Genomic DNA, 22209 nt, shown 5'->3' on the forward strand with positions numbered 1-22209 from the left:
TAATGTTACTACCAAAACGTGTAAAATATCGTCGTCAACATCGTCCTAAAACAACTGGTCGTTCTAAAGGCGGTAACTATGTAACATTTGGTGAGTATGGTTTACAAGCAACTACAACTTCTTGGATCACATCTCGTCAAATCGAATCAGCTCGTATTGCAATGACACGTTACATGAAACGTGGCGGGAAAGTTTGGATCAAAATCTTCCCACATACGCCTTACACTAAAAAACCTTTAGAAGTACGTATGGGTGCTGGTAAAGGTGCAGTTGAAGGTTGGATTGCAGTAGCAAAACCAGGTAGAATTTTATTTGAAGTAGCAGGCGTTAACGAAGAAGTAGCGCGTGAAGCATTACGTTTAGCAAGTCACAAACTTCCAGTTAAAACTAAGTTTGTAAAACGTGAAGAATTGGGTGGTGAAACAAATGAAAGCTAAGGAAATTAGAGACTTAACCACTTCAGAAATCGAAGAACAAATCAAATCTTCAAAAGAAGAGCTTTTTAACCTACGCTTTCAGTTAGCTACAGGTCAATTAGAAGAGACTGCACGTATTCGCACAGTGAGAAAAACGATTGCACGTCTAAAAACTGTTGCTCGTGAAAGAGAAATTGAACAAGGAAAAGCTAATCAATAATTAATTGAAAGAGGAGGTTACAAAAGTGAGCGAAAGAAATGATCGTAAAGTTTATGTAGGTAGAGTCGTTTCCGATAAAATGGACAAAACTGTAACTGTACTTGTTGAAACATACAAAACGCACAAATTATATGGTAAACGAGTAAAATACTCTAAAAAATACAAAACTCATGATGAAAACAACTCAGCTAAATTAGGGGACATCGTTAAGATTCAAGAAACACGTCCTTTATCAGCAACTAAACGTTTCCGTTTGGTAGAAATTGTTGAAGAATCAGTAATTATTTAAGAAATAGTGAAGATAAAGGAGGTTTAACTCATGATCCAACAAGAAACACGTTTGAAAGTAGCAGACAACTCTGGTGCACGTGAAGTTCTTACAATCAAAGTATTAGGTGGATCTGGTCGTAAAACAGCGAATATTGGTGACGTAATCGTAGTTAGTGTTAAAAATGCTACACCAGGTGGCGTTGTCAAAAAAGGTGAAGTTGTTAAAGCTGTTGTAGTACGTACTAAATCAGGTGTACGCCGTAACGACGGTTCATATATCAAATTTGATGAAAATGCATGTGTCATCATTCGTGACGACAAAGGCCCACGTGGTACTCGTATTTTTGGACCTGTTGCTCGTGAATTACGTGAAGGCAACTTCATGAAAATTGTATCATTAGCTCCAGAAGTACTTTAATTAATCGTTTATAAATATATAAATTTAAGGAGGTGCCACGCATGCATATCAAAAAAGGTGACAACGTAAAAGTTATCGCAGGTAAAGACAAAGGTAAAGAAGGTAAAGTTGTTTCAACTCAACCTAAAAAAGACCGTGTCGTTGTGGAAGGTGTTAACGTTATTAAAAAACACCAAAAACCAACTCAATTTAATCCTGAAGGTGGAATCTTAGAAACAGAGGCAGCAATCCATGTTTCTAACGTACAATTATTAGACCCTAAAACGAATGAACCAACTCGCGTAGGTTACAAATTCGTAGATGGTAAAAAAGTTCGTATCGCTAAAAAATCTGGCGAAGAAATCAAATCTAATAATTAATAATTAATCGAAAGGAGGATCCACTGTGAACCGTTTAAAAGAAAAATATAGCTCTGAAGTTACACAAAACTTAGTTAAACAATTTAACTATAGTTCAGTAATGGAAGTTCCAAAAATTGAAAAAATCGTAGTAAATATGGGTGTTGGTGATGCTGTTCAAAACTCTAAAGTATTAGATGATGCTGTAGAAGAATTAGAAGCTATCACTGGTCAAAAAGCACTTGTTACAAAAGCTAAAAAATCAGTCGCTACATTCCGTTTACGTGAAGGTATGCCTATCGGTGCGAAAGTTACACTTCGCGGAGAAAGAATGTATGATTTCTTAGATAAATTAATCGCTGTTTCATTACCACGTGTACGTGACTTCCGTGGAGTTTCAAAAACAGCATTTGACGGTAGAGGTAACTATACACTAGGTGTTAAAGAACAATTGATTTTCCCTGAAATCGACTATGACCGAGTAAATAAAGTTAGAGGAATGGATATCGTTATCGTAACGACTGCTAACACTGACGAGGAAGCTCGTGAATTGTTAACACAATTCGGTATGCCATTTCAAAAATAATCTCTAAAGGAGGCTAATTAAGTGGCTAAAACTTCAATGGTTGCTAAGCAACAAAAAAAACAAAAGTTCCAAGTACGTGAATATACTCGTTGTGAACGCTGTGGTCGTCCACATTCTGTTTACCGTAAATTCAAATTATGCCGTATTTGTTTCCGTGAATTAGCTTATAAAGGCCAAATCCCTGGCGTTCGTAAAGCTAGCTGGTAATATATAAAAGTCTGAAAGGAGGCAACAATCAATGACAATCAACGATCCAATTGCAGATATGCTAACTCGTGTAAGAAACGCAAACATGGTGCGTCACGACAAATTAGAATTACCTGCATCAAACATTAAAAAAGAAATTGCTGAAATTTTAAAGAGTGAAGGTTTCATTAAAAACGTAGAATACGTTGAAGACGATAAACAAGGGGTTATCCGTTTATTCCTTAAATATGGTCAAAATAATGAAAGAGTTATCACTGGATTAAAACGTATTTCTAAACCAGGTCTACGTGTTTATGCGAAAGCAAACGAAGTACCAAAAGTACTTAACGGTTTAGGTATTGCGTTAGTATCAACTTCAGAAGGTGTTATCACTGATAAAGAAGCAAGAAAACGTAATGTTGGCGGAGAAATCTTAGCATACGTTTGGTAATAATAAATAAGGAGGTGCGATAACATGAGTCGTGTTGGTAAAAAAATTATTGACATCCCTAGCGACGTAACAGTAACAATTGAAGGTAATTCAGTAACTGTTAAAGGTGCTAAAGGCGAATTATCAAGAACATTTAATGAAAGAATGACATATAAACAAGACGAAAGTACATTAGAAGTTGTAAGACCTACTGATTCTAAAGAAGATAGAACAGTTCATGGTACAACTCGTGCTTTAATCAATAATATGATACAAGGTGTATCTCAAGGATACCAAAAAACACTTGAACTAGTTGGTGTTGGTTACCGTGCTCAAATGCAAGGTAATGACTTAGTGCTTAACGTTGGTTACTCTCACCCAGTTGAAATTAAAGCTGACGAAGGTATTACTTTCTCTGTAGAGAAAAACACAACAGTTACAGTAGCTGGTATTTCTAAAGAACAAGTTGGAGCTATCGCTTCAAACATCCGTTCAGTAAGACCTCCAGAGCCTTATAAAGGTAAAGGAATTCGTTACCAAGGTGAATACGTTCGCCGTAAAGAAGGTAAAACTGGTAAATAATAAATAACTTTCAGAAGAAAGGAGTAATAAAATGATCAGCAAAATTGATAAAAACAAAGTGCGTTTGAAAAGACATGCACGTGTTCGTAATAAATTATCTGGCACAGCTGAAAAACCTCGTTTAAACATCTATCGTTCAAACAAGCATATCTATGCACAAGTAATTGATGATGTAAACGGCCAAACATTAGCGCAAGCTTCTACACAAGAAAAAGATTTCGCTAATGAAAGTGGATCTAAAGTTGAATTGTCAGCTAAAGTCGGCGAAACTGTAGCTAAAAGAGCTATCGAAAAAGGCGTTAAAACTATCGTGTTTGACCGTGGAGGTTACTTATACCACGGACGTGTTAAAGCCTTAGCAGATGCAGCTCGTGAAAATGGTTTAGAATTTTAATTTAAAGGAGGGACATTTACATGGCTCGTAGAGAAGAAGAAGCGAAAGAATTTGAAGAACGCGTTGTAACGATTAATCGTGTTGCGAAAGTTGTAAAAGGTGGTCGTCGTTTCCGTTTCACTGCTTTAGTAGTAGTTGGAGATAAGAATGGTCGCGTCGGATTCGGTACTGGTAAAGCACAAGAGGTACCTGAAGCAATCAAAAAAGCTGTAGAAGCAGCTAAAAAAGATTTAGTTGAAGTTCCACGTGTTGAAGGTACTACACCTCACACTATTACTGGACGTTTCAGTTCAGGAAGCGTATTTATGAAACCAGCTGCACCTGGTACTGGTGTTATTGCAGGTGGCCCTGTTCGTGCCGTATTAGAATTAGCTGGTATTACTGATATCTTAAGTAAATCTTTAGGTTCAAATACGCCAATTAACATGGTTCGTGCTACAATCAACGGATTAAAAAACCTTAAAAATGCTGAAGACGTTGCGAAGTTACGTGGCAAATCAGTAGAAGAATTATATAATTAAGGAGGGAAAATAAGTTATGGCTAAATTACAAATTACCCTCACTCGTAGTGTTATAGGTCGTCCAGAAACACAACGTAAAACTGTTGAAGCTTTAGGTTTGAAAAAAACAAACTCTTCAGTAGTTGTTGAAGATAACCCAGCTATTCGTGGGCAAATCAACAAAGTAAGTCACTTAGTGACAGTAGAAGAAAAATAATTAAGGAGGTGCCGAAATGAAATTACATGAGTTAAAACCAGCAGAAGGTTCTCGTAAAGTTCGTAACCGCGTAGGTCGTGGTGCAGCTACAGGTAATGGTAAAACAAGTGGTCGTGGACAAAAAGGTCAAAAAGCTCGTTCAGGTGGAAGTGTAAGACCAGGTTTCGAAGGTGGTCAATTACCATTATTCCGTCGTTTACCAAAACGAGGTTTTACTAACATTAACCGTAAAGAATATGCTATTGTTAACTTAGACCAACTTAATAAATTTGAGGATGGTACTGAAGTAACTCCTGCTTTATTAGTAGAATCTGGTGTAGTTAAGAGTGAAAAATCAGGTATCAAGATTCTTGGTAATGGTTCACTTGACAAAAAGCTATCAGTGAAAGCTCACAAATTCTCTGCAACTGCAGCAGAAGCTATCGAAGCTAAAGGTGGAGCACACGAGGTGATCTAATGTTAGAAACGCTTGTGAACTTCTTTAAAACAAAAGAAGTTCGTAACAAGATCTTTTTTACACTCGCAATGTTAGTTATTTTTAAAATAGGTACTTATATTCCAGCGCCTGGGGTAAACCCAGCTGCCTTTGACAGTCAACAAGGTTCTCAAGGTGTCACTGATTTGTTAAATACATTTGGTGGCGGAGCCTTGAAGAACTTTTCTATCTTTGCTATGGGTATAATGCCTTACATTACTGCATCAATCGTTATGCAGTTATTACAAATGGATATTGTTCCGAAGTTTTCAGAGTGGGCGAAACAAGGTGATGCAGGTAGAAAGAAATTAAATAACGTTACACGTTATTTTGCTATTATACTTGCTTTTATCCAATCTATTGGAATGGCATTCCAGTTTAATAATTACTTGAAGGGTCAATTGATCATGGATCAGTCGATTTTGAGTTATTTATTAATTGCTGTGGTATTAACAGCTGGAACAGCGTTCTTAATGTGGTTAGGTGAACAAATTACTCAATTCGGTGTTGGTAATGGTATTTCAATAATTATTTTTGCAGGTATATTATCATCAATACCTTCAGCATTGATTCAATTCTATCAACAAGCATTCGTTGGACAAGATGATGTTACAATGGCTTGGTTAAAGGTAATTGGATTAATAGTTGGAATGATATTATTAACAGTTGGAGCGATTTACGTCTTACAAGCTGTTCGTAAAATTCCGATTCAATATGCTAAAAAACAATCAACACAGCGATTAGGTTCACAAGCAACGTATTTACCTTTAAAAGTTAACTCTGCAGGGGTAATACCAGTTATCTTTTCAATGGCATTTTTCTTGTTACCGAGAACATTAACGTTGTTCTTCCCAGATGCGAGTTGGGCACAAAAAGTTGCGGATGTCGCAAACCCATCTAATAACTATGGTATGGTTGTATATGTCATATTAATCATAGCATTCACTTATTTCTATGCATTTATACAAGTTAATCCTCAGAAGATGGCAGATAACCTGAAGAAACAAGGAAGTTATGTCCCAGGCATTAGACCTGGAGAGCAAACTAAAAAATATATTACTAAAGTGTTATATCGTCTGACATTTGTAGGTTCTATATTCTTAGCTGTTATAGCAATTCTTCCAATCATTGCTACTAAAGTAATGAGCTTACCACAAACGATTCAAGTGGGTGGTACAAGCTTACTAATTGTAATTGGTGTTGCAATTGAAACAATGAAGAGTTTAGAAGCACAAGTAAGTCAGAAAGACTATAAAGGCTTTGGTGGTAGATAAATTGTAGGAGGGCACTTATGAATATCATTTTAATGGGTTTACCTGGAGCAGGTAAAGGAACTCAAGCGAGTGAAATTGTAAAGAAATTCCCAATTCCACACATATCTACTGGCGACATGTTCAGAAAAGCGATTAAAGATGAAACTGATTTAGGAAAAGAAGCTAAATCATACATGGATCGTGGAGAATTAGTCCCTGATGAAGTTACTGTGGGTATCGTTAAAGAAAGAATTTCTGAAGACGATGCGAAAAAAGGGTTCTTACTAGACGGCTTTCCTCGTACTATTGAACAAGCTGAAGCATTAAGTGAAATCATGCAAGAATTAGATAGAAAAATTGATGCTGTTATCAATATAGAGGTACCTGAAGAAGAACTAATGAACCGCCTTACTGGTCGTAGAATCTGTGAAAAATGCGGAACGACTTATCATCTTGTATTCAATCCTCCAAAAGTTGAGGGGATTTGTGATCTTGACGGTGGTAAATTATATCAACGTGAAGATGACAACCCAGAAACAGTTGCTAATCGTTTAAACGTCAATGTTAAGCAATCAAAACCTATCTTAGAATTCTATGATAATAAAGGTGTATTGAAAAACATTGATGGCTCTAGAGATATTAATGTAGTAACAGAAGACGTTATTAATATTTTAGAGCAACTATAATCAATTTCAACTTTGTACGGTCTATGTAATGCCAAAAGTATAATTAAATAAGAGTGACAATGCGATTGAGTAATTCATTTTAATTTTGTTAAACTTATTAACAACACTAATAGACTCGTATGGTTAGAGTTGATTATTGACGATAACCAACTACCGCAAAAAGGGGGAAGTTAATAAATGGCTAAACAAGATGTAATTGAATTAGAAGGTACTGTATTAGATACTTTACCAAATGCAATGTTTAAAGTAGAATTAGAAAATGGTCATGAGATCTTAGCACACGTAAGTGGTAAAATCAGAATGAATTATATTCGTATTCTACCTGGCGACAAAGTAACTGTAGAAATGTCTCCGTATGATTTAACACGCGGAAGAATTACTTATCGTTATAAATAATCGTCACTCCATAATATAGGGAGGTATTAAAATGAAAGTAAGACCATCAGTAAAACCTATTTGCGAAAAATGTAAAGTCATTAAACGTAAAGGTAAAGTAATGGTAATCTGTAGTAATCCTAAGCACAAACAAAGACAAGGCTAATAAAGAGAGGTGTAAATAATTATGGCACGTATTGCAGGAGTAGATATTCCACGTGAAAAACGTATTGTTATCTCATTAACATATGTATATGGTATCGGTACAACAACTGCTAACAAAATTGTTGAGCAAGCTAACGTATCAGCAGATACTCGTACTAAAGATTTAACTGACGACGAATTAGGTCGTATCCGTGAAGTAGTAGACAGCTATAAAGTAGAAGGTGACTTACGTCGTGAGCAAAACTTAAACATCAAACGTTTAATGGAAATCTCATCATACCGTGGTATCCGTCACCGTCGTGGTTTACCAGTACGCGGACAAAAAACTAAAAACAATGCTCGTACTCGTAAAGGCCCAGTTAAAACTGTAGCTAACAAGAAAAAATAATAGGTAAAGGAGGCAAAATTTAAATGGCACGTAAACAAGTATCTCGTAAACGTAAAGTGAAAAAGAATATTGAAAACGGTGTAGCACACATCCGTTCAACATTCAATAATACAATCGTAACAATCACTGATGAATTTGGTAATGCTTTATCATGGTCATCAGCAGGTGCACTTGGATTCAAAGGATCAAAAAAATCTACACCATTTGCAGCTCAAATGGCATCAGAAACTGCTTCAAAATCAGCAATGGAACACGGTTTAAAAACTGTTGAAGTTACTGTTAAAGGACCAGGTCCTGGTCGTGAATCAGCTATCCGTGCATTACAATCAGCTGGATTAGAAGTAACTGCGATCCGTGACGTTACTCCAGTACCACATAATGGTTGTCGTCCACCAAAACGTCGTCGCGTTTAATTTTATTGTTATTGTCGCAGGTCACTGAGAAATACAGTACAAATCAAGTCGACGTAATCAAGGAGGATATTTGTAAATGATTGAAATCGAAAAACCTAGAATTGAAACAATTGAAATTAGTGATGATGCTAAATTCGGTAAGTTCGTTGTTGAACCACTAGAACGTGGCTACGGTACTACACTAGGAAACTCCTTACGTCGTATCCTACTATCTTCATTACCAGGTGCAGCCGTCAAGTACATTGAAATCGAAGGAGTATTACACGAATTCTCAGCAATAGACAATGTAGTTGAAGATGTTTCTACAATCATTATGAACATCAAAAACTTAGCGTTGAAAATCTATTCTGAAGAAGACAAAACTTTAGAAATTGATGTTAAAGATGAAGGCGAAGTTACTGCAAGTGATATTACTCATGACAGTGATGTTGAAATTCTAAATCCTGAACTTAAAATTGCAACTGTTTCTAAAGGTGGACACTTGAAAATCCGTCTTGTTGCTAACAAGGGTAGAGGTTACGCATTAGCAGAACAAAATAACACTAGTGATTTACCAATTGGTGTAATTCCAGTGGATTCACTTTATTCACCTGTTGAACGTGTAAACTATACAGTTGAAAATACACGTGTAGGTCAAAGTAGTGATTTTGATAAATTAACTTTGGATGTTTGGACTAATGGTTCAATCACACCACAAGAGTCTGTTTCACTAGCAGCAAAAATCTTAACAGAACACTTAAACATCTTTGTTGGATTGACTGATGAAGCTCAAAATGCTGAAATCATGATTGAAAAAGAAGAAGATCAAAAAGAAAAAGTGCTTGAAATGTCAATTGAAGAATTAGACTTATCTGTTCGTTCTTACAATTGTTTAAAACGTGCTGGCATTAACTCTGTTCAAGAATTAGCTGATAAATCAGAAGCAGATATGATGAAAGTTCGTAATTTAGGACGTAAATCATTAGAAGAAGTTAAATATAAACTTGAAGACTTAGGTTTAGGCTTAAGAAAAGAAGATTAATATAAAGGAGGTTAACTCATGGGTTACAGAAAATTAGGTCGTACTTCTGATCAACGTAAAGCTATGTTACGCGACTTAGCTACATCACTTATCGTTAGTGAGCGTGTTGAAACTACAGAAGCTCGTGCGAAAGAATTACGTAGTGTTGTTGAAAAATTAATCACTTTAGGTAAACGCGGAGATTTAGCTTCACGCCGTCAAGCAGCTAAAACTTTACGTAACGTTGAAATCCTAAATGAAGATGAAACTACACAAACTGCACTTCAAAAATTATTTGGTGAAATCGCTGAACGTTATAACGAACGTCAAGGTGGTTACACTCGTATTCTTAAAGTAGGTCCTCGTCGCGGAGACGGAGCTGAATCAGTAATTATCGAATTAGTTTAATTTAAATATACGTACTACTATATATAAAGCAAATGAGTGCAACGATAATGTTTGCCACATACAAATATTGTCTAGCTCAGAGTACCCCATCAAACTTAATAAATTTTAAAGCGTGAACTCAAAAATAAATGATGGGGTGCGCGCTTTTTTTGTTTAGTCCCCCTTAACTCTTTAGAGTTTAGGGGGACTTATGCAATAGCGAACCATAAAAGCTTAACTCTTTAGAGTGAAAGAGGAATACATGCATAGATGCATGCATAAGCAGTACATAGGAATCAGAGATTCCAAGAACTGCTAAGACTTATGCAATTGCGAAGCAATAGCGAACCATAAAAGCTTAACTCTTTAGAGTGAAAGAGGAATACATGCATAGATGCATGCATAAGCAGTACATAGGAATCAGAGATTCCAAGAACTGCTAAGACTTATGCAATTGCAAAGCAATAGCGAACCATAAAAGCTTAACTCTTTAGAGAAAAAAGAGGAATACATGCATAGATGCATGCATAAGCAGTACATAGGAATCAGAGAATGCAATATGATTCATTTTCATGTAAAATGGATAAAGTATACTAATTTTAAATGTAAAGGGAGGCAATCGATATGGAATCAATGGATAGTATAATTAAATTTAATCATGTATCATTTAAATATAATAGTGACGAACCATTTGCATTAAATGATGTATCCTTTGATATACCTAAAGGTAAGTGGACATCGATTGTCGGTCACAATGGATCTGGAAAATCTACAGTGGCAAAATTGATGATTGGAATACAAAAACCTCTGACAGGAGATATTTATTATAATCATCAGTGTATAAACCCTGAGCATTTAAGTGAGTTGAGAAATCATATTGGGATAGTGTTTCAAAATCCTGAAAATCAATTTGTTGGTGCAACAGTGGAATATGATGTTGCATTTGGATTAGAAAATAATGCTGTATCTCACGAATCTATGCATGAAATTGTACCTAAAGTGCTTAGTGATGTTGATATGTTAGATCGTTTAAATTATGAACCTCAATCTTTGTCTGGTGGTCAGAAACAACGTGTAGCAATTGCTGGTGTATTAGCGCTTAATACTGAAGTTATTATTTTAGATGAAGCAACTTCTATGTTAGATCCAGTAGGAAGAACTGAATTACTTAAATTAATCAGACGGTTAAATTCTGAGAAAGATGTGACTATAATTTCAATTACGCATGATTTATCAGAAGCTGCTGAATCAGATCAAATGGTGGTATTGAATGAAGGTAGTGTCTTTCAAATTGGGACCCCCCAAGAAGTATTTAGCCATGGAGAAGCGCTCACGAAAATTGGATTAGATTTGCCGTTTGCAATGAGGATCAACCAATTGATTAGAGGAGAGTCAGAGTATATCACTTATGAAAGGTTGTTAAGTGAACTATGACAGTAAATTTTAATAAAGTAAGTTATGTGTATCAAAAGGGAACACCTTTTGAACATTTAGCACTAAAAGATATCATAACAGAATTTGAGCAAGGCAAGTATTATGCAGTCATCGGACGGACTGGTTCTGGTAAATCGACATTAATACAACATTTCAATGGCCTTTTAAAGCCCACTCAGGGCTCGTTGACGGTTAATGATATACAGATTACACCTAAGACTAAGGATAAGTATTTGATGCCCGTACGAAAGCGTGTAGGAGTTGTGTTCCAATTCCCCGAATCTCAATTATTTGAAGACACAGTAGAGAGAGAAATATTATTTGGCCCTAATAATTTTAATATGCCATTGTCAGAAGTTAAAGAAAGAGCCTTTCGTTTATTATTAGACTTTGGTTTTAGTAGAGATGTATTAGAGCAATCTCCATTTCAAATGTCAGGTGGTCAAATGCGTAAAATAGCCTTAACATCCATTTTAGCAATGAATCCTGATATTGTAATACTTGATGAACCAACTGCTGGTTTGGATCCAAAAAGCCAAAAGCAAATTATGCAATTGATTAAAAATTTACAGATTAGACATAAAAAGACTATCGTTTTAGTTACACATGAGATGAATGATGTGGCTCGTTATGCTGACGAAGTTAAAATAATGCGAGACGGTAAGATAATAGAGTCCTGTTCACCACGAGCACTATTTAGTAATTCAAACTACGTGGAACAGCTAAACCTCGACGTTCCTGATATCGTGAAATTGCAACGTGATATTGAAAGCAAGTATCAAATGAAGTTTAATCATGTAGCTTTAACAGAGGATGAATTTGTAGCGATGTATAAGGAGTGGACGAAAAATGAAAGATAAGTTTATTATTGGACGTTATTTGCCACTTGATACATTAATACACAGACTTGATCCACGAGCAAAACTGATATTTGTCATGGTATTTATTATATTGATTTTTATTGCACATAGTTTTGCTACATACTTATGGTTATTACTATTGATAGGCATAATTGTACGTTTATCAAAAATCAAATTATGGTTTTTGGTAAAAGGTTTAACACCTATATGGATATTTTTAATCTTTACCTTTGCCATGCATTTATTTTTAACAAAAGGTGGCACGCGTTTAATAGAGATAGCCTTTATTTCAATTGATACAGCAGGCATATTAGAAGGGATTTATATAGTCTTAAGATTAATGTTTATAATCATGATTTCTACGGTTATGACTTTGACAACAAGTCCGATTGATTTAACAGATGCATTTGAAAGATTATTAAATCCATTAAAATGGATTAAAATTCCAGTACATCAACTCAGTATGATGATGTCAATTGCACTTAGATTTATACCAACTCTAATGAACGAATTAGATAAAATTATACTTGCACAAAAATCACGAGGATCAGAGATTAGTTCTGGTAGCATTGCAAATCGTATTAAAGCCTTTGTACCATTATTAATTCCTTTGTTTGTTTCAGCTTTTCAACGTGCAGAGGATTTAGCAATTGCGATGGAAGTTAGGGGTTATGACACGAATAAACAACGCACAAGTTATCGAAGGTTGCAATGGCAATTGCAAGACACATTGACACTTGTAATCCTAATACCAATTGCTTTAATATTAATTGCATTGAAAGTTATAGGAGTGTAAAGCATGCGTGTTTTGGTAAATATATCATATCAAGGAAGCCAATTTTTAGGTTTTCAAATACAACAAAATGGAAGAACTGTACAACAGTTATTCGAAAAAATTCTTAAACGTATTCATAAACGTCATGTGAGAATACACCCAACAAGTCGAACAGATCGAGGTGTACATGCACTTGAACAATATTTTCACTTTGATACAGAACTCAACATACCGGCGCAACAATGGAAATACGCTATGAATAGAGCGTTGCCAGGTGATGTTTATGTTAAAGATGTAACCATAGTAGATGAACACTTTCATTGCAGATATGATTGCGTAGGGAAGTCTTATCGCTATAAAGTATATCAGTCTGAAACTAAGAACCCTTTTCAAAGTGGATTGAAAACACATTTACCTGAACAACTAGATTTAGAAAAAATGAATAGAGCGGCTCAATTTTTTATAGGTACTCATGACTTTACAGGTTTCTGTTCGCAAAAAACGGAAACAGAAAGTAGAGTCCGTACTTTGTATGGAAGTAAAATAATAAAAACTGCTGACGGCTTCGATTACGTTGTAACTGGTTCGGGATTTCTATATAATATGGTGAGAGTATTAGTAGCATTTCTAATCGAGGTCGGTAAAGGAAAGAGAGAACCTGAGGAAATTCCAAAGCTGTTAGAAGCGAAAGATAGAAAGCAAATTCCTTTTACTGCACCCCCGGAAGGGTTGTACTTGGAACGCATATACCTCACATTGGATGAACTCATTGCGACATATGAAGTTTAGTATGAAATTTTAGTAAAAAATTTCTTTAGAAAATCACTAAATTACATTGACAAAATGACATAAAAATTATACGATTACTAACGGTATTGTTTTATATCACCCACGATAAGCCCCGGAATCTTATTGTGTTACAAGATATAGAAGCACGTAGAACAAAATTAATAAAATAAATGAAATTTACGATTTAAAAGTATACTACTATTAAATATGAAATCTTATTTATTTACTCTAGGAGGACAATATTATGCGTCAAACATTTATGGCAAATGAATCAAACATTGAGCGCAAATGGTATGTGATTGATGCTGAAGGTCAAACACTTGGTCGTTTATCATCAGAAGTAGCATCTATTTTACGCGGTAAAAATAAAGTAACTTATACACCACACGTTGATACTGGTGACTATGTAATCATCATCAACGCTTCAAAAATTCAATTCACAGGTAATAAAGAACAAGATAAAGTTTATTACCGTCACTCAAACCACCCAGGCGGTATTAAATCAATCACTGCTGGTGAGTTAAAAGCAACTAACCCAGAACGTTTAATTGAAAACTCAATTAAAGGTATGTTACCAAGCACTCGTTTAGGCGAAAAACAAGGTAAAAAATTATTTGTATATGGTGGCGCTGAACATCCACACGCTGCACAACAACCAGAAAACTACGAGTTACGTGGTTAATTAGAAGGAGGAAATTACATTGGCACAAGTTGAATATAAAGGCACAGGCCGTCGTAAAAACTCAGTAGCACGTGTACGTTTAGTACCAGGTGAAGGTAACATCACAGTTAATAACCGTGACGTACGTAGCTACTTACCATTCGAATCATTAATCTTAGACATAAACCAACCATTTGATGTAACAGAAACTAAAGGTAACTATGATGTATTAGTTAACGTTTCTGGCGGTGGTTTCACTGGACAAGCTCAAGCAATCCGCCACGGTATTGCTCGTGCATTATTAGAAGCAGATCCTGAATACAGAGGTTCTTTAAAACGCGCTGGATTACTTACTCGTGACCCACGTATGAAAGAACGTAAAAAACCAGGTCTTAAAAAAGCACGTCGTTCACCACAATTCTCAAAACGTTAATTGTTGGTTCATACGAACTACGATGTTTCAAGAAGCTCCCAACTTTGTTGGGGGCTTTTTTTGTAAACTTTTTTAACCTAATATGTAGTTCGTTTAAATCTTTTATAGGAAAAGGATAACCACAATATTCTAGGGTATGAAATATATAGTGTATAGCATATTTATATACTAATATTTTTATAAGAGGTGTTTCGAGATTGATATTACAAAAAAATAGTGTTTTTAGAAGAATGATTATCAGTAGTATTATAGTCATATTTACTATAATGTCACTGTTATATTTAATGACAGTACATAATCAAGTTAACGCGGCACAACAAGCAACTACCCAAGAAGCAAAACAAACACCTGAGCCGACATTTTACTTACATGGTTATTCTGGTTCGGAGAAATCAGAGCGTTATTTAGTAAATTCAGCAATTGAAAAAGGTGTCACGAATCAAGTAATCAAAGCACATGTATCAGCTGATGGTGAAGTCACATTTGACGGTAAATTTGATAAAAATGATCCTCATCCTATTGTTCAAATCATTCTTGAAGATAATAAAAATTGGGATTACAACAAAAATGCCGAATGGTTTAAAAATGTCATTACTGAAACAGAACAGCATATTAAATATAGTAAATTTAACATGGTAGCACATTCGATGGGGAACCTTACATTAGGCTATTATATGTTGAATTATGCTGGAGATGAATCTTTACCTAAATTAAATAAACAAGTTAATACGGGTGCACCATATAATGGTATATTAGGCAGAAATGACGAACCGAATGAGGTGAAATTGGATGAAAATGGTAAGCCTGATCAAATGAAAAAGGAATATAAAGATTTACAACAAATGAAATATAATTATCCTAAAAAGTCAGTGGATGTATTAAATGTGTATGGAGATCTTCAAGATGGATCACATTCAGATGGAAAGGTGACAAATCAATCTTCATTATCACTTAAATCTTTACTTAATGGTTATGTGAATTCTTACCGTACCTTTAAAGTTGAAGGGGAACATGGTGAACATAGTGCATTACATGATTATAAAGTAGTAGCAGATGAAATTAATGCATTTATTTGGAATAAATAGTGTAGAAATTAAAATCAACGTAACTATTGGTGAGTTACGTTGATTTTTTATTTTCATTTGCAATAAGTTGAAGTAATTGTTTTCGATTTTCTTCCCCATAGACATGAGGTTGAATCATAATTTCATCAGCACCATATTGATCCTGTATATTCTGTAATTGTGCATAAACAGCACTAGGAGTACCAGAAATAACGCGCTTTTTATTTTGTAGCATTTTTTCCTGTTCTCTGCTTGTAAGTGGTCTATTTTTTACATATTGAGGTGAAGCATAAAATTGTGGTTGGTCGATGTAATTTATACGTAATAACCAATAGTGTAGCGCTGTTTCTAAATCATTTATGGTTTCTTGATTATCGGCAGTTACTACAAATGTAGAAATGATTACGTAACTTTGACGTTGAGGGTGCAATGCTGCGAATTGTTGTCGATAATGTGTGATTACATTCGCAACCTGAGAAGCTGGTTGTCCCATTAAAGCAATGACGAATGGTAATCCTTCTTTCGCTGCAAGAGATGCACTATTTTTACTCATACCTAGAATAAACATTAAAGGCTTAGTATCAACTTTAGGGGTAACAGCGATATTTTTAAAGCGGTGAAGTTGTGTGTCACCATTAAAATATTGAATTAAATCTTCAATTTGAGTTTCATAATCGACTGGTTGTGATTTATGTTCGTTCAACGCTTTATTTACATTTTTAAAGCTGGGTGAATGACCTGTCCCAATATTGATTCTTTTAGGGTGACGTGCTTCCATAATATTAAATTGTTCTGCCACTTTATAAGGGCTATAATGTGCCAACATGACGCCACCACTACCTATTTGTATTGATTGTGTTTGTTCTAAAAGTGCCATCATAACCATTTCAGGTGCACTAGAAGCAACTGAATATACTTGATGATGCTCTGCAACCCAATATCTTTCATAGTTTAATTGCTCAGCCAACTGTACAAGTTCTATGGCGTGATTAAATGCTTCTGTTGCATTGCAATCTTGAAAGATGGGGACATAGTCCAAGATGCTTAATTTCACGGATTATCCTCCTTTAATAACTTCGTATAACAAGTGTTTAATTTAATAAATCATAACATGAAGTTAAAATTGAAGATAAGCGATTTGATTGATTGAGATCGTCAATCACTATAAAATGAAAGATAACAGACGTGAATGGAGGCTAAAAAATGAAAACAGAAAGAATTGTATTAGCTAAAAGACCTGTAGGTTTACCTACAGATGAAATTTTTCGATATGAAACTGTTGAAATAGGGCAGCCAGGTGACAATGAGATTCAAATTGAAGCACTATACATTTCAGTGGATCCTTATATGAGAGGTAGAATGAGTGATAGCGAATCTTATGTTCAACCATTCAAATTAGATGAAGCACTTAATGGTCATGTGGTAGGTAGAGTAACAGAATCGAATCATGATCAATTTGAAACCGGTGATATTGTCACTGGTGGACTACCTTGGCAAAAGGTTGTAAATATATCAGGAGATAAAGTGATAAAAGTTTCAAATACAGAAGTACCTCTTTATCTTTACCTTAGCGTGTTAGGCATGCCAGGACAAACTGCTTATCATGGTTTACTTAAAATAGGAGAGCCTCAAGAAGGTGAAACTGTCGTAGTATCTGCAGCTTCAGGTGCTGTTGGTTCTGTTGTTGGACAAATTGCTAAATTGAAAGGTGCACATGTTGTTGGTATCGCAGGTGGACCTGAAAAAACGGCATATTTAACAGAAACGTTAGGTTTTGATGTAGGATTGGATTATAAAGACGAAGATTTTGCAACTGCATTAAGCGAAGCAGTCCCTAATGGCATTGATGTCTACTTTGAAAATGTTGGCGGTGATATTGCGGATGAAGTGTTTAAACATTTAAATCAATTTGCCAGAATACCAGTCTGTGGTGCAATTTCTGGTTACAATGATACAGAAATTGAATATGGTCCTCGTATACAACCAACATTAATCAAATCTCAAGCATTAATGAAAGGTTTTATTGTTGGAAATTATGCAGATGACTTTAAACGAGCTAGTCAAGATTTAGCACAATGGGTTACTGAAGATAAAATCAAAACAAAAACGACAGTAGAAGAAGGTTTTGAAAATTTACCACAAGCATTCCGTAATTTATTTACAGGTGATAATTTCGGCAAACAAGTAGTTAAAGTCGCAGATTAACGAATTAATAATGAAGGAGATGCATGTGATGAAAGCAATTGGTGCAGATAGCGCTTTTAATTTATCTGAAGGGAATCAATTTTATGAATTTGAAATAAATTCGTTAGAACCAAAGCAATATGAATTATTGGTGAAGATAGATGCAATTAGCATTAATCCTGTTGATACTAAGATTAGGCAATCACCTATTGATAATGCACCACGCGTTTTAGGCTTTGATGCTGTAGGTGTTGTTGAGGCAATAGGCGATAATGTCAAACATTTTCAGGTGGGTGATGAGGTCTATTATTCTGGTTCACCGTCTTATCAAGGTTCAAATCAAACACATCAAATTGTAGATAGCCGCTTGGTAGCAAGAAAGCCTCAAAATATATCGGCAATTGAAGCAGCCAGTATCCCACTCACTGGTTTAACAGCTGCAGAAACATTATTTGATGTATTCAATATTTCACACAATCCAGAAGATAATAAAGGTAAATCAATCTTAATTATTAATGGAGCAGGTGGTGTTGGAAGTATTGCTACCCAAATTGCTAAACAGCACGGTTTGCATGTTATAACAACAGCATCTCGTGAAGAAACACATCAGTGGTCGAAAGAAATGGGGGCAGAAATTGTCCTAAATCATAAAAATGATTTAAGTGCAGAATTTGAGAAATATGAAATTTCTGAGGTAGATTATATATTCTGTACCTTCGATACGGACCGATATTTTGAGAAAATGATAGAATTAGTGAAACCACGAGGTAAGATTGCTACAATAGTAGCGTTCAAGGACAAGCAAGATCTGAATTTACTTAAAAATAAAAGTGTCACATTTACACATGAATATATGTACACACGACCATTACATGAGACAGAAGATATGCAACGACATCATGAGCTACTATCAGACATTACTGATAAAATTGAATCCGGTAAATATAAACCAACAGTTAATAAGGTATTACAAGGGTTGACTGTTGACAATTTATATGAAGCACATAAACAACTAGAAAGCCATTCTATGGTTGGCAAGTTAGTAATCCAAGTTGCTGAATAAGACCCAATAGAATAAATGTAAAATGCCATTCATTTGACTATGATCATAGTTAAGTGAATGGCATTTTTTTGCAATTTATCAAATATAGAAGATACGCATATTGAAAATAAGATAGGGTAATACAAATATAGATTTAAAGGAGGGGAATTAACGAATGAGTGGTAAGAAACTCACGATTGTATTTTGGTGTGCGTTATCTATATGTACGTTATTCGTTATTTATGGAGCAATTTTACCAAAACAGTTAGAGCAAGTGACACAGAGCATTACTAATTTTATAGCTGTACACTTTGGCTGGTATTATTTATTATTAGTGTTATTTATTTTAATTGTTTGCATTTATTTATTATTCTCAAGGTTTGCGTCAATTACCTTAGGAGATGATAATGAAGAACCAGAATTTTCACTGAAATCTTGGTTTGCCATGCTATTTAGTGCAGGAATGGGGATTGGATTAGTATTTTGGACAACAGCTGAACCAATCAGTCATGCCTATACATTAACACCATTACATAAAGCAGGTACACAAACTGCAATTAACGAAGCCATGCAATTTTCTTTTTTCCATTGGGGCATACATGCATGGGCAGTGTATGGCATAGTTGGCCTTGTCTTTGCTTATTTTAATTTTCATAAGGGATATCCAGGATTAGTTAGTGCGACTTTGACCCCAATATTAGGCAGTAAGGCGATGCGTGGACCAATTGGTGGTGCGATTGATGTGTTGGCTATCATTGCAACGGTAACAGGCGTAGCAGCTACACTTGGTTTTGGCGCTTTACAAATTAATGAGGGACTGAACTTTTTATTTGATATTCCTTCTAACTTTGGGACGCAAGTCATTATCATTATTGTAGCTACAATTTTATTTACTTGGTCTGCTTGGTCAGGTATTGATAAAGGTATTAAAAGTTTAAGTAATATTAATATGTTGCTTGCATTTGTTGTATTATTAGTCCTATTTTGTGTTGGACCTACTTTAAATATATTAAATATGTTTACCAATACTTTAGGTGATTATATTGCTAATTTCTTTAAAATGAGTCTACGCATTCCGCAGAGCGGTGGTGAAAAGTATCAATGGTTACAACAATGGACAATATTCTATTGGGCATGGTGGATTTCTTGGGCACCATTTGTTGGTATATTTATTGCAAGAGTATCGCGTGGTAGGACGATTAAAGAATTTATATTAGGTGTTTTATTTGTACCGGCGTTTGTGTGCTTTTTATTCTTTGCAGTATTCGGTACATCAGCTATTTATTTGCAACAACATAATATTGCTAATATTGCTAAGGCAGCAACAGAAACAGCTACATTTAGTACATTGGAGCATTACCCACTTGGATTTATTTTGAGTATTGTCACATTAGTTGTTATTATGATTTTCTTTGTGACTTCGGCAGATTCTGCTACTTATGTGTTAGGTATGTTAAGTGCAAAAGGTAGTATTCATCCTTCAGGTATTGTCAAAATAAGCTGGGGTGTTATCTTAGCATTATTTGCAGTAATCATGATCTATACTGGAGGTACACAGTCGATACAAAACTTGTTAATTATTGCTGCATTGCCGTTTTCAGTGGTCATTATCTTTATGATATGCGCCTTATTTAAAGCAATTTCTGAAGAGAAACCAAGAACAAATCATAGTAATACGCTGAAACAAAGTAAAGGTTCACAACAAAAGATAAATGAAAATAACCAGCAATGATTTGAAAATTTTAATTAGTTTAAGCAAGTTTTATTGAAACCAATTAAAATATAACGCAATAAAATGTTTTTGATGGAAAATTTAGGGGTATGTTTTTGGTATGACAAGTACATAAATATACAAGCATAGGAGGTGTCATACGAGGTGAAACGCATAAAGAATTTTATTTTAGGTCTGTTAATAGTGGTAATTGTTGGATTTTTACTCTTTATGTTTATTAAAGATTCACGTATTACTAAATACCAAGATTATTTCATGCAATTTAACTGGTTTGTACCAACATTAATTGGTTTAGCAGCACTCTTATTATTAATAGGTCTAATATTAGTATTTAGTTTGTTTAAACCTACGTATAGAAAGCCTGGACTTTATAAAGATTATGAGGATGGTCATATTTACGTATCACGTAAAGCAGTTGAAAAAACTGCCTACGATACAATTGTTAAATATGATGAAATTCGTCAACCTAATGTAATAGCTAAGCTATATAACAAAAAGAAAAAGTCACATATTACATTGAAAGCGGATTTCTTTGTTCCTGGAGATGTTCAAGTTAAAACACTTACAGAACAAATAAGAAATGATGTAAAACAAAATGTTGAGCATTTTACTGAATTACCAGTATCAAAATTAGAGGTTAATGTTAGAGATCAAAAAACCTCAGGCAAACGCGTGTTGTAAGGGAGGGTAATTATGACTCAAAATAATAACCAAAATGGTCAAGATTCAACGCAACAAGTTATTGATTTCTTTAAAACTTTTAAATGGAGAATTATAGGATTCTTAGCATTCTTAATCATTGCTATTTTATTTTTAACTTTAGGTTTCTGGAGTACAATACTTATTATCATATTATGTTTGATTGGCGTAGGTATAGGGTATACGAAAGACCGTAAGCAGGATTTTTTAAATTTCTTAAATCGGTGGAGTTAAAAATTTAAAGTAATTAATGAATCAAAATAAAAAACTTAAATAATAAAGGAGAATTTATTATGGCAGTAGATAACAATAAAGCGAAACAAGCATATGACAACCAAACTGGTGTGAACGAAAAAGAAAAAGAATTACAAAAAGAACAACAACAACAAAATCAAGAACCTCAATTTTCAAATAAATTATCGTTCTCAGATGAAGTTGTAGAAAAAATTGCAGGTATTGCTGCACGTGAAGTTCACGGTATCTTAGAAATGAAAGGCGGTTTCGTCGACAACATTTCTAATTCATTTGGTAGTAGCAATAATGTTACTCAAGGTGTGAGTGTAGAAGTAGGCGAAAAACAAGCAGCAGTAGACTTAAAAGTTGTATTAGAATATGGTGAGTCTGCACCTAAAATTTTCCGCAAAGTAACAGACTTAGTCAAAGAACAAGTTAAATATATCACTGGTTTAGATGTGGTTGAAGTTAACATGAGAGTTGAAGATGTAATGACTAAAAAAGAATGGGCTCAAAAAAATGAAAAAAATGAAAGCTCAAGTAAAGAACAAAAAGGTTTACAATAAGTCTATTACTGATTAAGACCAAAACCTAAAAAAATTT

At 34.6% G+C, this 22209-nt stretch carries 35 protein-coding genes; 34 read left to right on the forward strand and 1 reads right to left on the reverse strand.

Translation table 11 applies throughout. The features are described from left to right. The first annotated feature begins 2 nt into the window (after positions 1-2). The 28 genes from rplP to ACY191_RS05410 all read left to right on the forward strand — a co-directional run bounded on the left by rplP (position 3) and on the right by ACY191_RS05410 (position 15736). Positions 3-437: a 50S ribosomal protein L16 gene (rplP, locus tag ACY191_RS05275; protein ID WP_019468647.1), complete on the forward strand. Its 435-nt coding sequence runs from the start codon at positions 3-5 to the stop codon at positions 435-437. Further along, positions 427-636: a 50S ribosomal protein L29 gene (rpmC, locus tag ACY191_RS05280; RefSeq protein WP_002482620.1), complete on the forward strand. Its 210-nt coding sequence runs from the start codon at positions 427-429 to the stop codon at positions 634-636. Before rplP ends, rpmC begins: the two co-directional genes overlap by 11 nt. Positions 637-661: 25 nt before the next feature. Next, positions 662-925 carry a 30S ribosomal protein S17 gene (gene rpsQ / locus ACY191_RS05285; RefSeq protein WP_001829723.1) on the forward strand — a complete coding sequence of 88 codons (264 nt, stop codon included), beginning with the start codon at positions 662-664 and terminating at the stop codon, positions 923-925. Between the two features lie 30 nt (positions 926-955). Then, a complete protein-coding gene (gene rplN / locus ACY191_RS05290) occupies positions 956-1324 on the forward strand; it encodes a 50S ribosomal protein L14 (RefSeq protein ID WP_002482622.1) in 369 nt (122 codons plus the stop codon). Positions 1325-1365: 41 nt separating this feature from the next. Next, a complete protein-coding gene (gene rplX, locus ACY191_RS05295) occupies positions 1366-1683 on the forward strand; it encodes a 50S ribosomal protein L24 (RefSeq protein WP_042739080.1) in 318 nt (105 codons plus the stop codon). A gap of 25 nt (positions 1684-1708) precedes the next feature. Further along, on the forward strand, positions 1709-2248 hold the full coding sequence (rplE, locus tag ACY191_RS05300) for a 50S ribosomal protein L5 (protein WP_042739079.1): 540 nt from the start codon (positions 1709-1711) through the stop codon (positions 2246-2248). Between the two features lie 21 nt (positions 2249-2269). Further along, complete coding sequence (locus tag ACY191_RS05305; protein WP_002482625.1) at positions 2270-2455, forward strand: type Z 30S ribosomal protein S14; 186 nt, start codon at positions 2270-2272, stop codon at positions 2453-2455. Between the two features lie 31 nt (positions 2456-2486). After that, positions 2487-2885, forward strand: coding sequence for a 30S ribosomal protein S8 (rpsH, locus tag ACY191_RS05310; protein WP_042739078.1), 399 nt, complete (start codon positions 2487-2489; stop codon positions 2883-2885). A gap of 24 nt (positions 2886-2909) precedes the next feature. Beyond that, on the forward strand, positions 2910-3446 hold the full coding sequence (rplF, locus tag ACY191_RS05315; RefSeq protein ID WP_042739077.1) for a 50S ribosomal protein L6: 537 nt from the start codon (positions 2910-2912) through the stop codon (positions 3444-3446). Positions 3447-3477: 31 nt separating this feature from the next. Then, positions 3478-3840, forward strand: a complete 363-nt coding sequence (gene rplR, locus ACY191_RS05320) for a 50S ribosomal protein L18 (protein WP_042739076.1) — start codon at positions 3478-3480, stop codon at positions 3838-3840. 20 nt (positions 3841-3860) lie between these two features. Beyond that, positions 3861-4361, forward strand: coding sequence for a 30S ribosomal protein S5 (gene rpsE, locus ACY191_RS05325; protein ID WP_042739075.1), 501 nt, complete (start codon positions 3861-3863; stop codon positions 4359-4361). A gap of 16 nt (positions 4362-4377) precedes the next feature. Beyond that, positions 4378-4557 (forward strand): 50S ribosomal protein L30, encoded by a 180-nt coding sequence (rpmD, locus tag ACY191_RS05330; RefSeq protein WP_002482630.1) that lies wholly within the window; start codon positions 4378-4380, stop codon positions 4555-4557. 16 nt (positions 4558-4573) lie between these two features. Next, positions 4574-5014, forward strand: a complete 441-nt coding sequence (gene rplO / locus ACY191_RS05335) for a 50S ribosomal protein L15 (protein ID WP_042739074.1) — start codon at positions 4574-4576, stop codon at positions 5012-5014. Then, on the forward strand, positions 5014-6306 hold the full coding sequence (gene secY / locus ACY191_RS05340; RefSeq protein ID WP_463269913.1) for a preprotein translocase subunit SecY: 1293 nt from the start codon (positions 5014-5016) through the stop codon (positions 6304-6306). The genes rplO and secY overlap by 1 nt, the downstream gene beginning before the upstream one ends. A gap of 17 nt (positions 6307-6323) precedes the next feature. Continuing rightward, positions 6324-6971 (forward strand): adenylate kinase, encoded by a 648-nt coding sequence (locus tag ACY191_RS05345; protein ID WP_042739072.1) that lies wholly within the window; start codon positions 6324-6326, stop codon positions 6969-6971. A gap of 177 nt (positions 6972-7148) precedes the next feature. Continuing rightward, positions 7149-7367 carry a translation initiation factor IF-1 gene (gene infA / locus ACY191_RS05350; protein WP_001118443.1) on the forward strand — a complete coding sequence of 73 codons (219 nt, stop codon included), beginning with the start codon at positions 7149-7151 and terminating at the stop codon, positions 7365-7367. Between the two features lie 31 nt (positions 7368-7398). Next, positions 7399-7512, forward strand: a complete 114-nt coding sequence (gene rpmJ, locus ACY191_RS05355) for a 50S ribosomal protein L36 (protein WP_002482634.1) — start codon at positions 7399-7401, stop codon at positions 7510-7512. 21 nt (positions 7513-7533) lie between these two features. Beyond that, on the forward strand, positions 7534-7899 hold the full coding sequence (gene rpsM / locus ACY191_RS05360) for a 30S ribosomal protein S13 (protein ID WP_042739071.1): 366 nt from the start codon (positions 7534-7536) through the stop codon (positions 7897-7899). Between the two features lie 23 nt (positions 7900-7922). Next, the gene (gene rpsK, locus ACY191_RS05365) at positions 7923-8312 is read left to right on the forward strand and encodes a 30S ribosomal protein S11 (protein ID WP_002471279.1); all 390 of its coding nucleotides are present in this window, start codon (positions 7923-7925) and stop codon (positions 8310-8312) included. A 76-nt stretch (positions 8313-8388) separates the two neighbouring features. Then, complete coding sequence (locus ACY191_RS05370; protein WP_042739070.1) at positions 8389-9333, forward strand: DNA-directed RNA polymerase subunit alpha; 945 nt, start codon at positions 8389-8391, stop codon at positions 9331-9333. Between the two features lie 18 nt (positions 9334-9351). After that, entirely contained in the window at positions 9352-9720 is a 369-nt protein-coding gene (gene rplQ / locus ACY191_RS05375) for a 50S ribosomal protein L17 (RefSeq protein WP_042739069.1), read from the forward strand. 603 nt (positions 9721-10323) lie between these two features. Next, positions 10324-11133 (forward strand): energy-coupling factor transporter ATPase, encoded by an 810-nt coding sequence (locus ACY191_RS05380; RefSeq protein WP_042739068.1) that lies wholly within the window; start codon positions 10324-10326, stop codon positions 11131-11133. Next, the gene (locus tag ACY191_RS05385; protein ID WP_229366634.1) at positions 11130-11993 is read left to right on the forward strand and encodes an energy-coupling factor transporter ATPase; all 864 of its coding nucleotides are present in this window, start codon (positions 11130-11132) and stop codon (positions 11991-11993) included. The genes ACY191_RS05380 and ACY191_RS05385 overlap by 4 nt, the downstream gene beginning before the upstream one ends. After that, a complete protein-coding gene (locus ACY191_RS05390) occupies positions 11983-12789 on the forward strand; it encodes an energy-coupling factor transporter transmembrane component T family protein (protein WP_042739066.1) in 807 nt (268 codons plus the stop codon). The genes ACY191_RS05385 and ACY191_RS05390 overlap by 11 nt, the downstream gene beginning before the upstream one ends. 3 nt (positions 12790-12792) lie before the next feature. Further along, complete coding sequence (truA, locus tag ACY191_RS05395; protein ID WP_229366635.1) at positions 12793-13557, forward strand: tRNA pseudouridine(38-40) synthase TruA; 765 nt, start codon at positions 12793-12795, stop codon at positions 13555-13557. A gap of 244 nt (positions 13558-13801) precedes the next feature. Continuing rightward, positions 13802-14239, forward strand: a complete 438-nt coding sequence (rplM, locus tag ACY191_RS05400; protein ID WP_042739064.1) for a 50S ribosomal protein L13 — start codon at positions 13802-13804, stop codon at positions 14237-14239. A gap of 19 nt (positions 14240-14258) precedes the next feature. Then, a complete protein-coding gene (rpsI, locus tag ACY191_RS05405; RefSeq protein WP_042739063.1) occupies positions 14259-14651 on the forward strand; it encodes a 30S ribosomal protein S9 in 393 nt (130 codons plus the stop codon). Positions 14652-14848: 197 nt separating this feature from the next. Further along, on the forward strand, positions 14849-15736 hold the full coding sequence (locus tag ACY191_RS05410; RefSeq protein WP_052495423.1) for an alpha/beta hydrolase: 888 nt from the start codon (positions 14849-14851) through the stop codon (positions 15734-15736). Positions 15737-15770: 34 nt separating this feature from the next. Here the strand turns inward: ACY191_RS05410 and ACY191_RS05415 are convergent, their stop codons facing one another. After that, complete coding sequence (locus ACY191_RS05415; RefSeq protein WP_042739062.1) at positions 15771-16769, reverse strand: LLM class flavin-dependent oxidoreductase; 999 nt, start codon at positions 16767-16769, stop codon at positions 15771-15773. 149 nt (positions 16770-16918) lie between these two features. Here ACY191_RS05415 and ACY191_RS05420 point away from each other — a divergent pair, with 149 nt between their 5' ends. The 6 genes from ACY191_RS05420 to ACY191_RS05445 all read left to right on the forward strand — a co-directional run bounded on the left by ACY191_RS05420 (position 16919) and on the right by ACY191_RS05445 (position 22172). Next, on the forward strand, positions 16919-17920 hold the full coding sequence (locus ACY191_RS05420) for an NADP-dependent oxidoreductase (protein WP_042739061.1): 1002 nt from the start codon (positions 16919-16921) through the stop codon (positions 17918-17920). 28 nt (positions 17921-17948) lie between these two features. Further along, on the forward strand, positions 17949-18962 hold the full coding sequence (locus ACY191_RS05425) for a zinc-binding alcohol dehydrogenase family protein (RefSeq protein WP_229366636.1): 1014 nt from the start codon (positions 17949-17951) through the stop codon (positions 18960-18962). A 154-nt stretch (positions 18963-19116) separates the two neighbouring features. Then, complete coding sequence (locus ACY191_RS05430) at positions 19117-20673, forward strand: BCCT family transporter (RefSeq protein WP_229366637.1); 1557 nt, start codon at positions 19117-19119, stop codon at positions 20671-20673. 144 nt (positions 20674-20817) lie between these two features. Further along, positions 20818-21354 (forward strand): alkaline shock response membrane anchor protein AmaP, encoded by a 537-nt coding sequence (gene amaP, locus ACY191_RS05435; RefSeq protein WP_042739058.1) that lies wholly within the window; start codon positions 20818-20820, stop codon positions 21352-21354. Positions 21355-21366: 12 nt separating this feature from the next. After that, a complete protein-coding gene (locus ACY191_RS05440) occupies positions 21367-21606 on the forward strand; it encodes a DUF2273 domain-containing protein (protein WP_042739057.1) in 240 nt (79 codons plus the stop codon). Between the two features lie 59 nt (positions 21607-21665). Beyond that, positions 21666-22172 (forward strand): Asp23/Gls24 family envelope stress response protein, encoded by a 507-nt coding sequence (locus tag ACY191_RS05445; protein ID WP_042739056.1) that lies wholly within the window; start codon positions 21666-21668, stop codon positions 22170-22172. Positions 22173-22209: the final 37 nt, after the last annotated feature.

The sequence above is a fragment of the Staphylococcus sp. TCBT05 genome (assembly GCF_055179755.1).

What these genes read in the sequence shown, in the direction of transcription:
- rpsK (WP_002471279.1), top strand. Translation starts at nt 7,923, where the DNA reads ATGGCACGTAAACAAGTATCTCGTAAACGTAAAGTGAAAAAGAATATT.
- rplR (WP_042739076.1), top strand. Translation starts at nt 3,478, where the DNA reads ATGATCAGCAAAATTGATAAAAACAAAGTGCGTTTGAAAAGACATGCA.
- ACY191_RS05370 (WP_042739070.1), top strand. Translation starts at nt 8,389, where the DNA reads ATGATTGAAATCGAAAAACCTAGAATTGAAACAATTGAAATTAGTGAT.
- rpsE (WP_042739075.1), top strand. Translation starts at nt 3,861, where the DNA reads ATGGCTCGTAGAGAAGAAGAAGCGAAAGAATTTGAAGAACGCGTTGTA.
- rpmD (WP_002482630.1), top strand. Translation starts at nt 4,378, where the DNA reads ATGGCTAAATTACAAATTACCCTCACTCGTAGTGTTATAGGTCGTCCA.
- secY (WP_463269913.1), top strand. Translation starts at nt 5,014, where the DNA reads ATGTTAGAAACGCTTGTGAACTTCTTTAAAACAAAAGAAGTTCGTAAC.
- ACY191_RS05430 (WP_229366637.1), top strand. Translation starts at nt 19,117, where the DNA reads ATGAGTGGTAAGAAACTCACGATTGTATTTTGGTGTGCGTTATCTATA.
- ACY191_RS05385 (WP_229366634.1), top strand. Translation starts at nt 11,130, where the DNA reads ATGACAGTAAATTTTAATAAAGTAAGTTATGTGTATCAAAAGGGAACA.
- truA (WP_229366635.1), top strand. Translation starts at nt 12,793, where the DNA reads ATGCGTGTTTTGGTAAATATATCATATCAAGGAAGCCAATTTTTAGGT.
- rplM (WP_042739064.1), top strand. Translation starts at nt 13,802, where the DNA reads ATGCGTCAAACATTTATGGCAAATGAATCAAACATTGAGCGCAAATGG.
- rplO (WP_042739074.1), top strand. Translation starts at nt 4,574, where the DNA reads ATGAAATTACATGAGTTAAAACCAGCAGAAGGTTCTCGTAAAGTTCGT.
- infA (WP_001118443.1), top strand. Translation starts at nt 7,149, where the DNA reads ATGGCTAAACAAGATGTAATTGAATTAGAAGGTACTGTATTAGATACT.
- ACY191_RS05420 (WP_042739061.1), top strand. Translation starts at nt 16,919, where the DNA reads ATGAAAACAGAAAGAATTGTATTAGCTAAAAGACCTGTAGGTTTACCT.
- rplX (WP_042739080.1), top strand. Translation starts at nt 1,366, where the DNA reads ATGCATATCAAAAAAGGTGACAACGTAAAAGTTATCGCAGGTAAAGAC.
- rplQ (WP_042739069.1), top strand. Translation starts at nt 9,352, where the DNA reads ATGGGTTACAGAAAATTAGGTCGTACTTCTGATCAACGTAAAGCTATG.
- rplN (WP_002482622.1), top strand. Translation starts at nt 956, where the DNA reads ATGATCCAACAAGAAACACGTTTGAAAGTAGCAGACAACTCTGGTGCA.
- ACY191_RS05380 (WP_042739068.1), top strand. Translation starts at nt 10,324, where the DNA reads ATGGAATCAATGGATAGTATAATTAAATTTAATCATGTATCATTTAAA.
- rplF (WP_042739077.1), top strand. Translation starts at nt 2,910, where the DNA reads ATGAGTCGTGTTGGTAAAAAAATTATTGACATCCCTAGCGACGTAACA.
- ACY191_RS05390 (WP_042739066.1), top strand. Translation starts at nt 11,983, where the DNA reads ATGAAAGATAAGTTTATTATTGGACGTTATTTGCCACTTGATACATTA.
- rpsH (WP_042739078.1), top strand. Translation starts at nt 2,487, where the DNA reads ATGACAATCAACGATCCAATTGCAGATATGCTAACTCGTGTAAGAAAC.
- ACY191_RS05445 (WP_042739056.1), top strand. Translation starts at nt 21,666, where the DNA reads ATGGCAGTAGATAACAATAAAGCGAAACAAGCATATGACAACCAAACT.
- rplP (WP_019468647.1), top strand. Translation starts at nt 3, where the DNA reads ATGTTACTACCAAAACGTGTAAAATATCGTCGTCAACATCGTCCTAAA.
- ACY191_RS05345 (WP_042739072.1), top strand. Translation starts at nt 6,324, where the DNA reads ATGAATATCATTTTAATGGGTTTACCTGGAGCAGGTAAAGGAACTCAA.
- ACY191_RS05425 (WP_229366636.1), top strand. Translation starts at nt 17,949, where the DNA reads ATGAAAGCAATTGGTGCAGATAGCGCTTTTAATTTATCTGAAGGGAAT.
- ACY191_RS05440 (WP_042739057.1), top strand. Translation starts at nt 21,367, where the DNA reads ATGACTCAAAATAATAACCAAAATGGTCAAGATTCAACGCAACAAGTT.
- rpmC (WP_002482620.1), top strand. Translation starts at nt 427, where the DNA reads ATGAAAGCTAAGGAAATTAGAGACTTAACCACTTCAGAAATCGAAGAA.
- rpmJ (WP_002482634.1), top strand. Translation starts at nt 7,399, where the DNA reads ATGAAAGTAAGACCATCAGTAAAACCTATTTGCGAAAAATGTAAAGTC.
- rpsM (WP_042739071.1), top strand. Translation starts at nt 7,534, where the DNA reads ATGGCACGTATTGCAGGAGTAGATATTCCACGTGAAAAACGTATTGTT.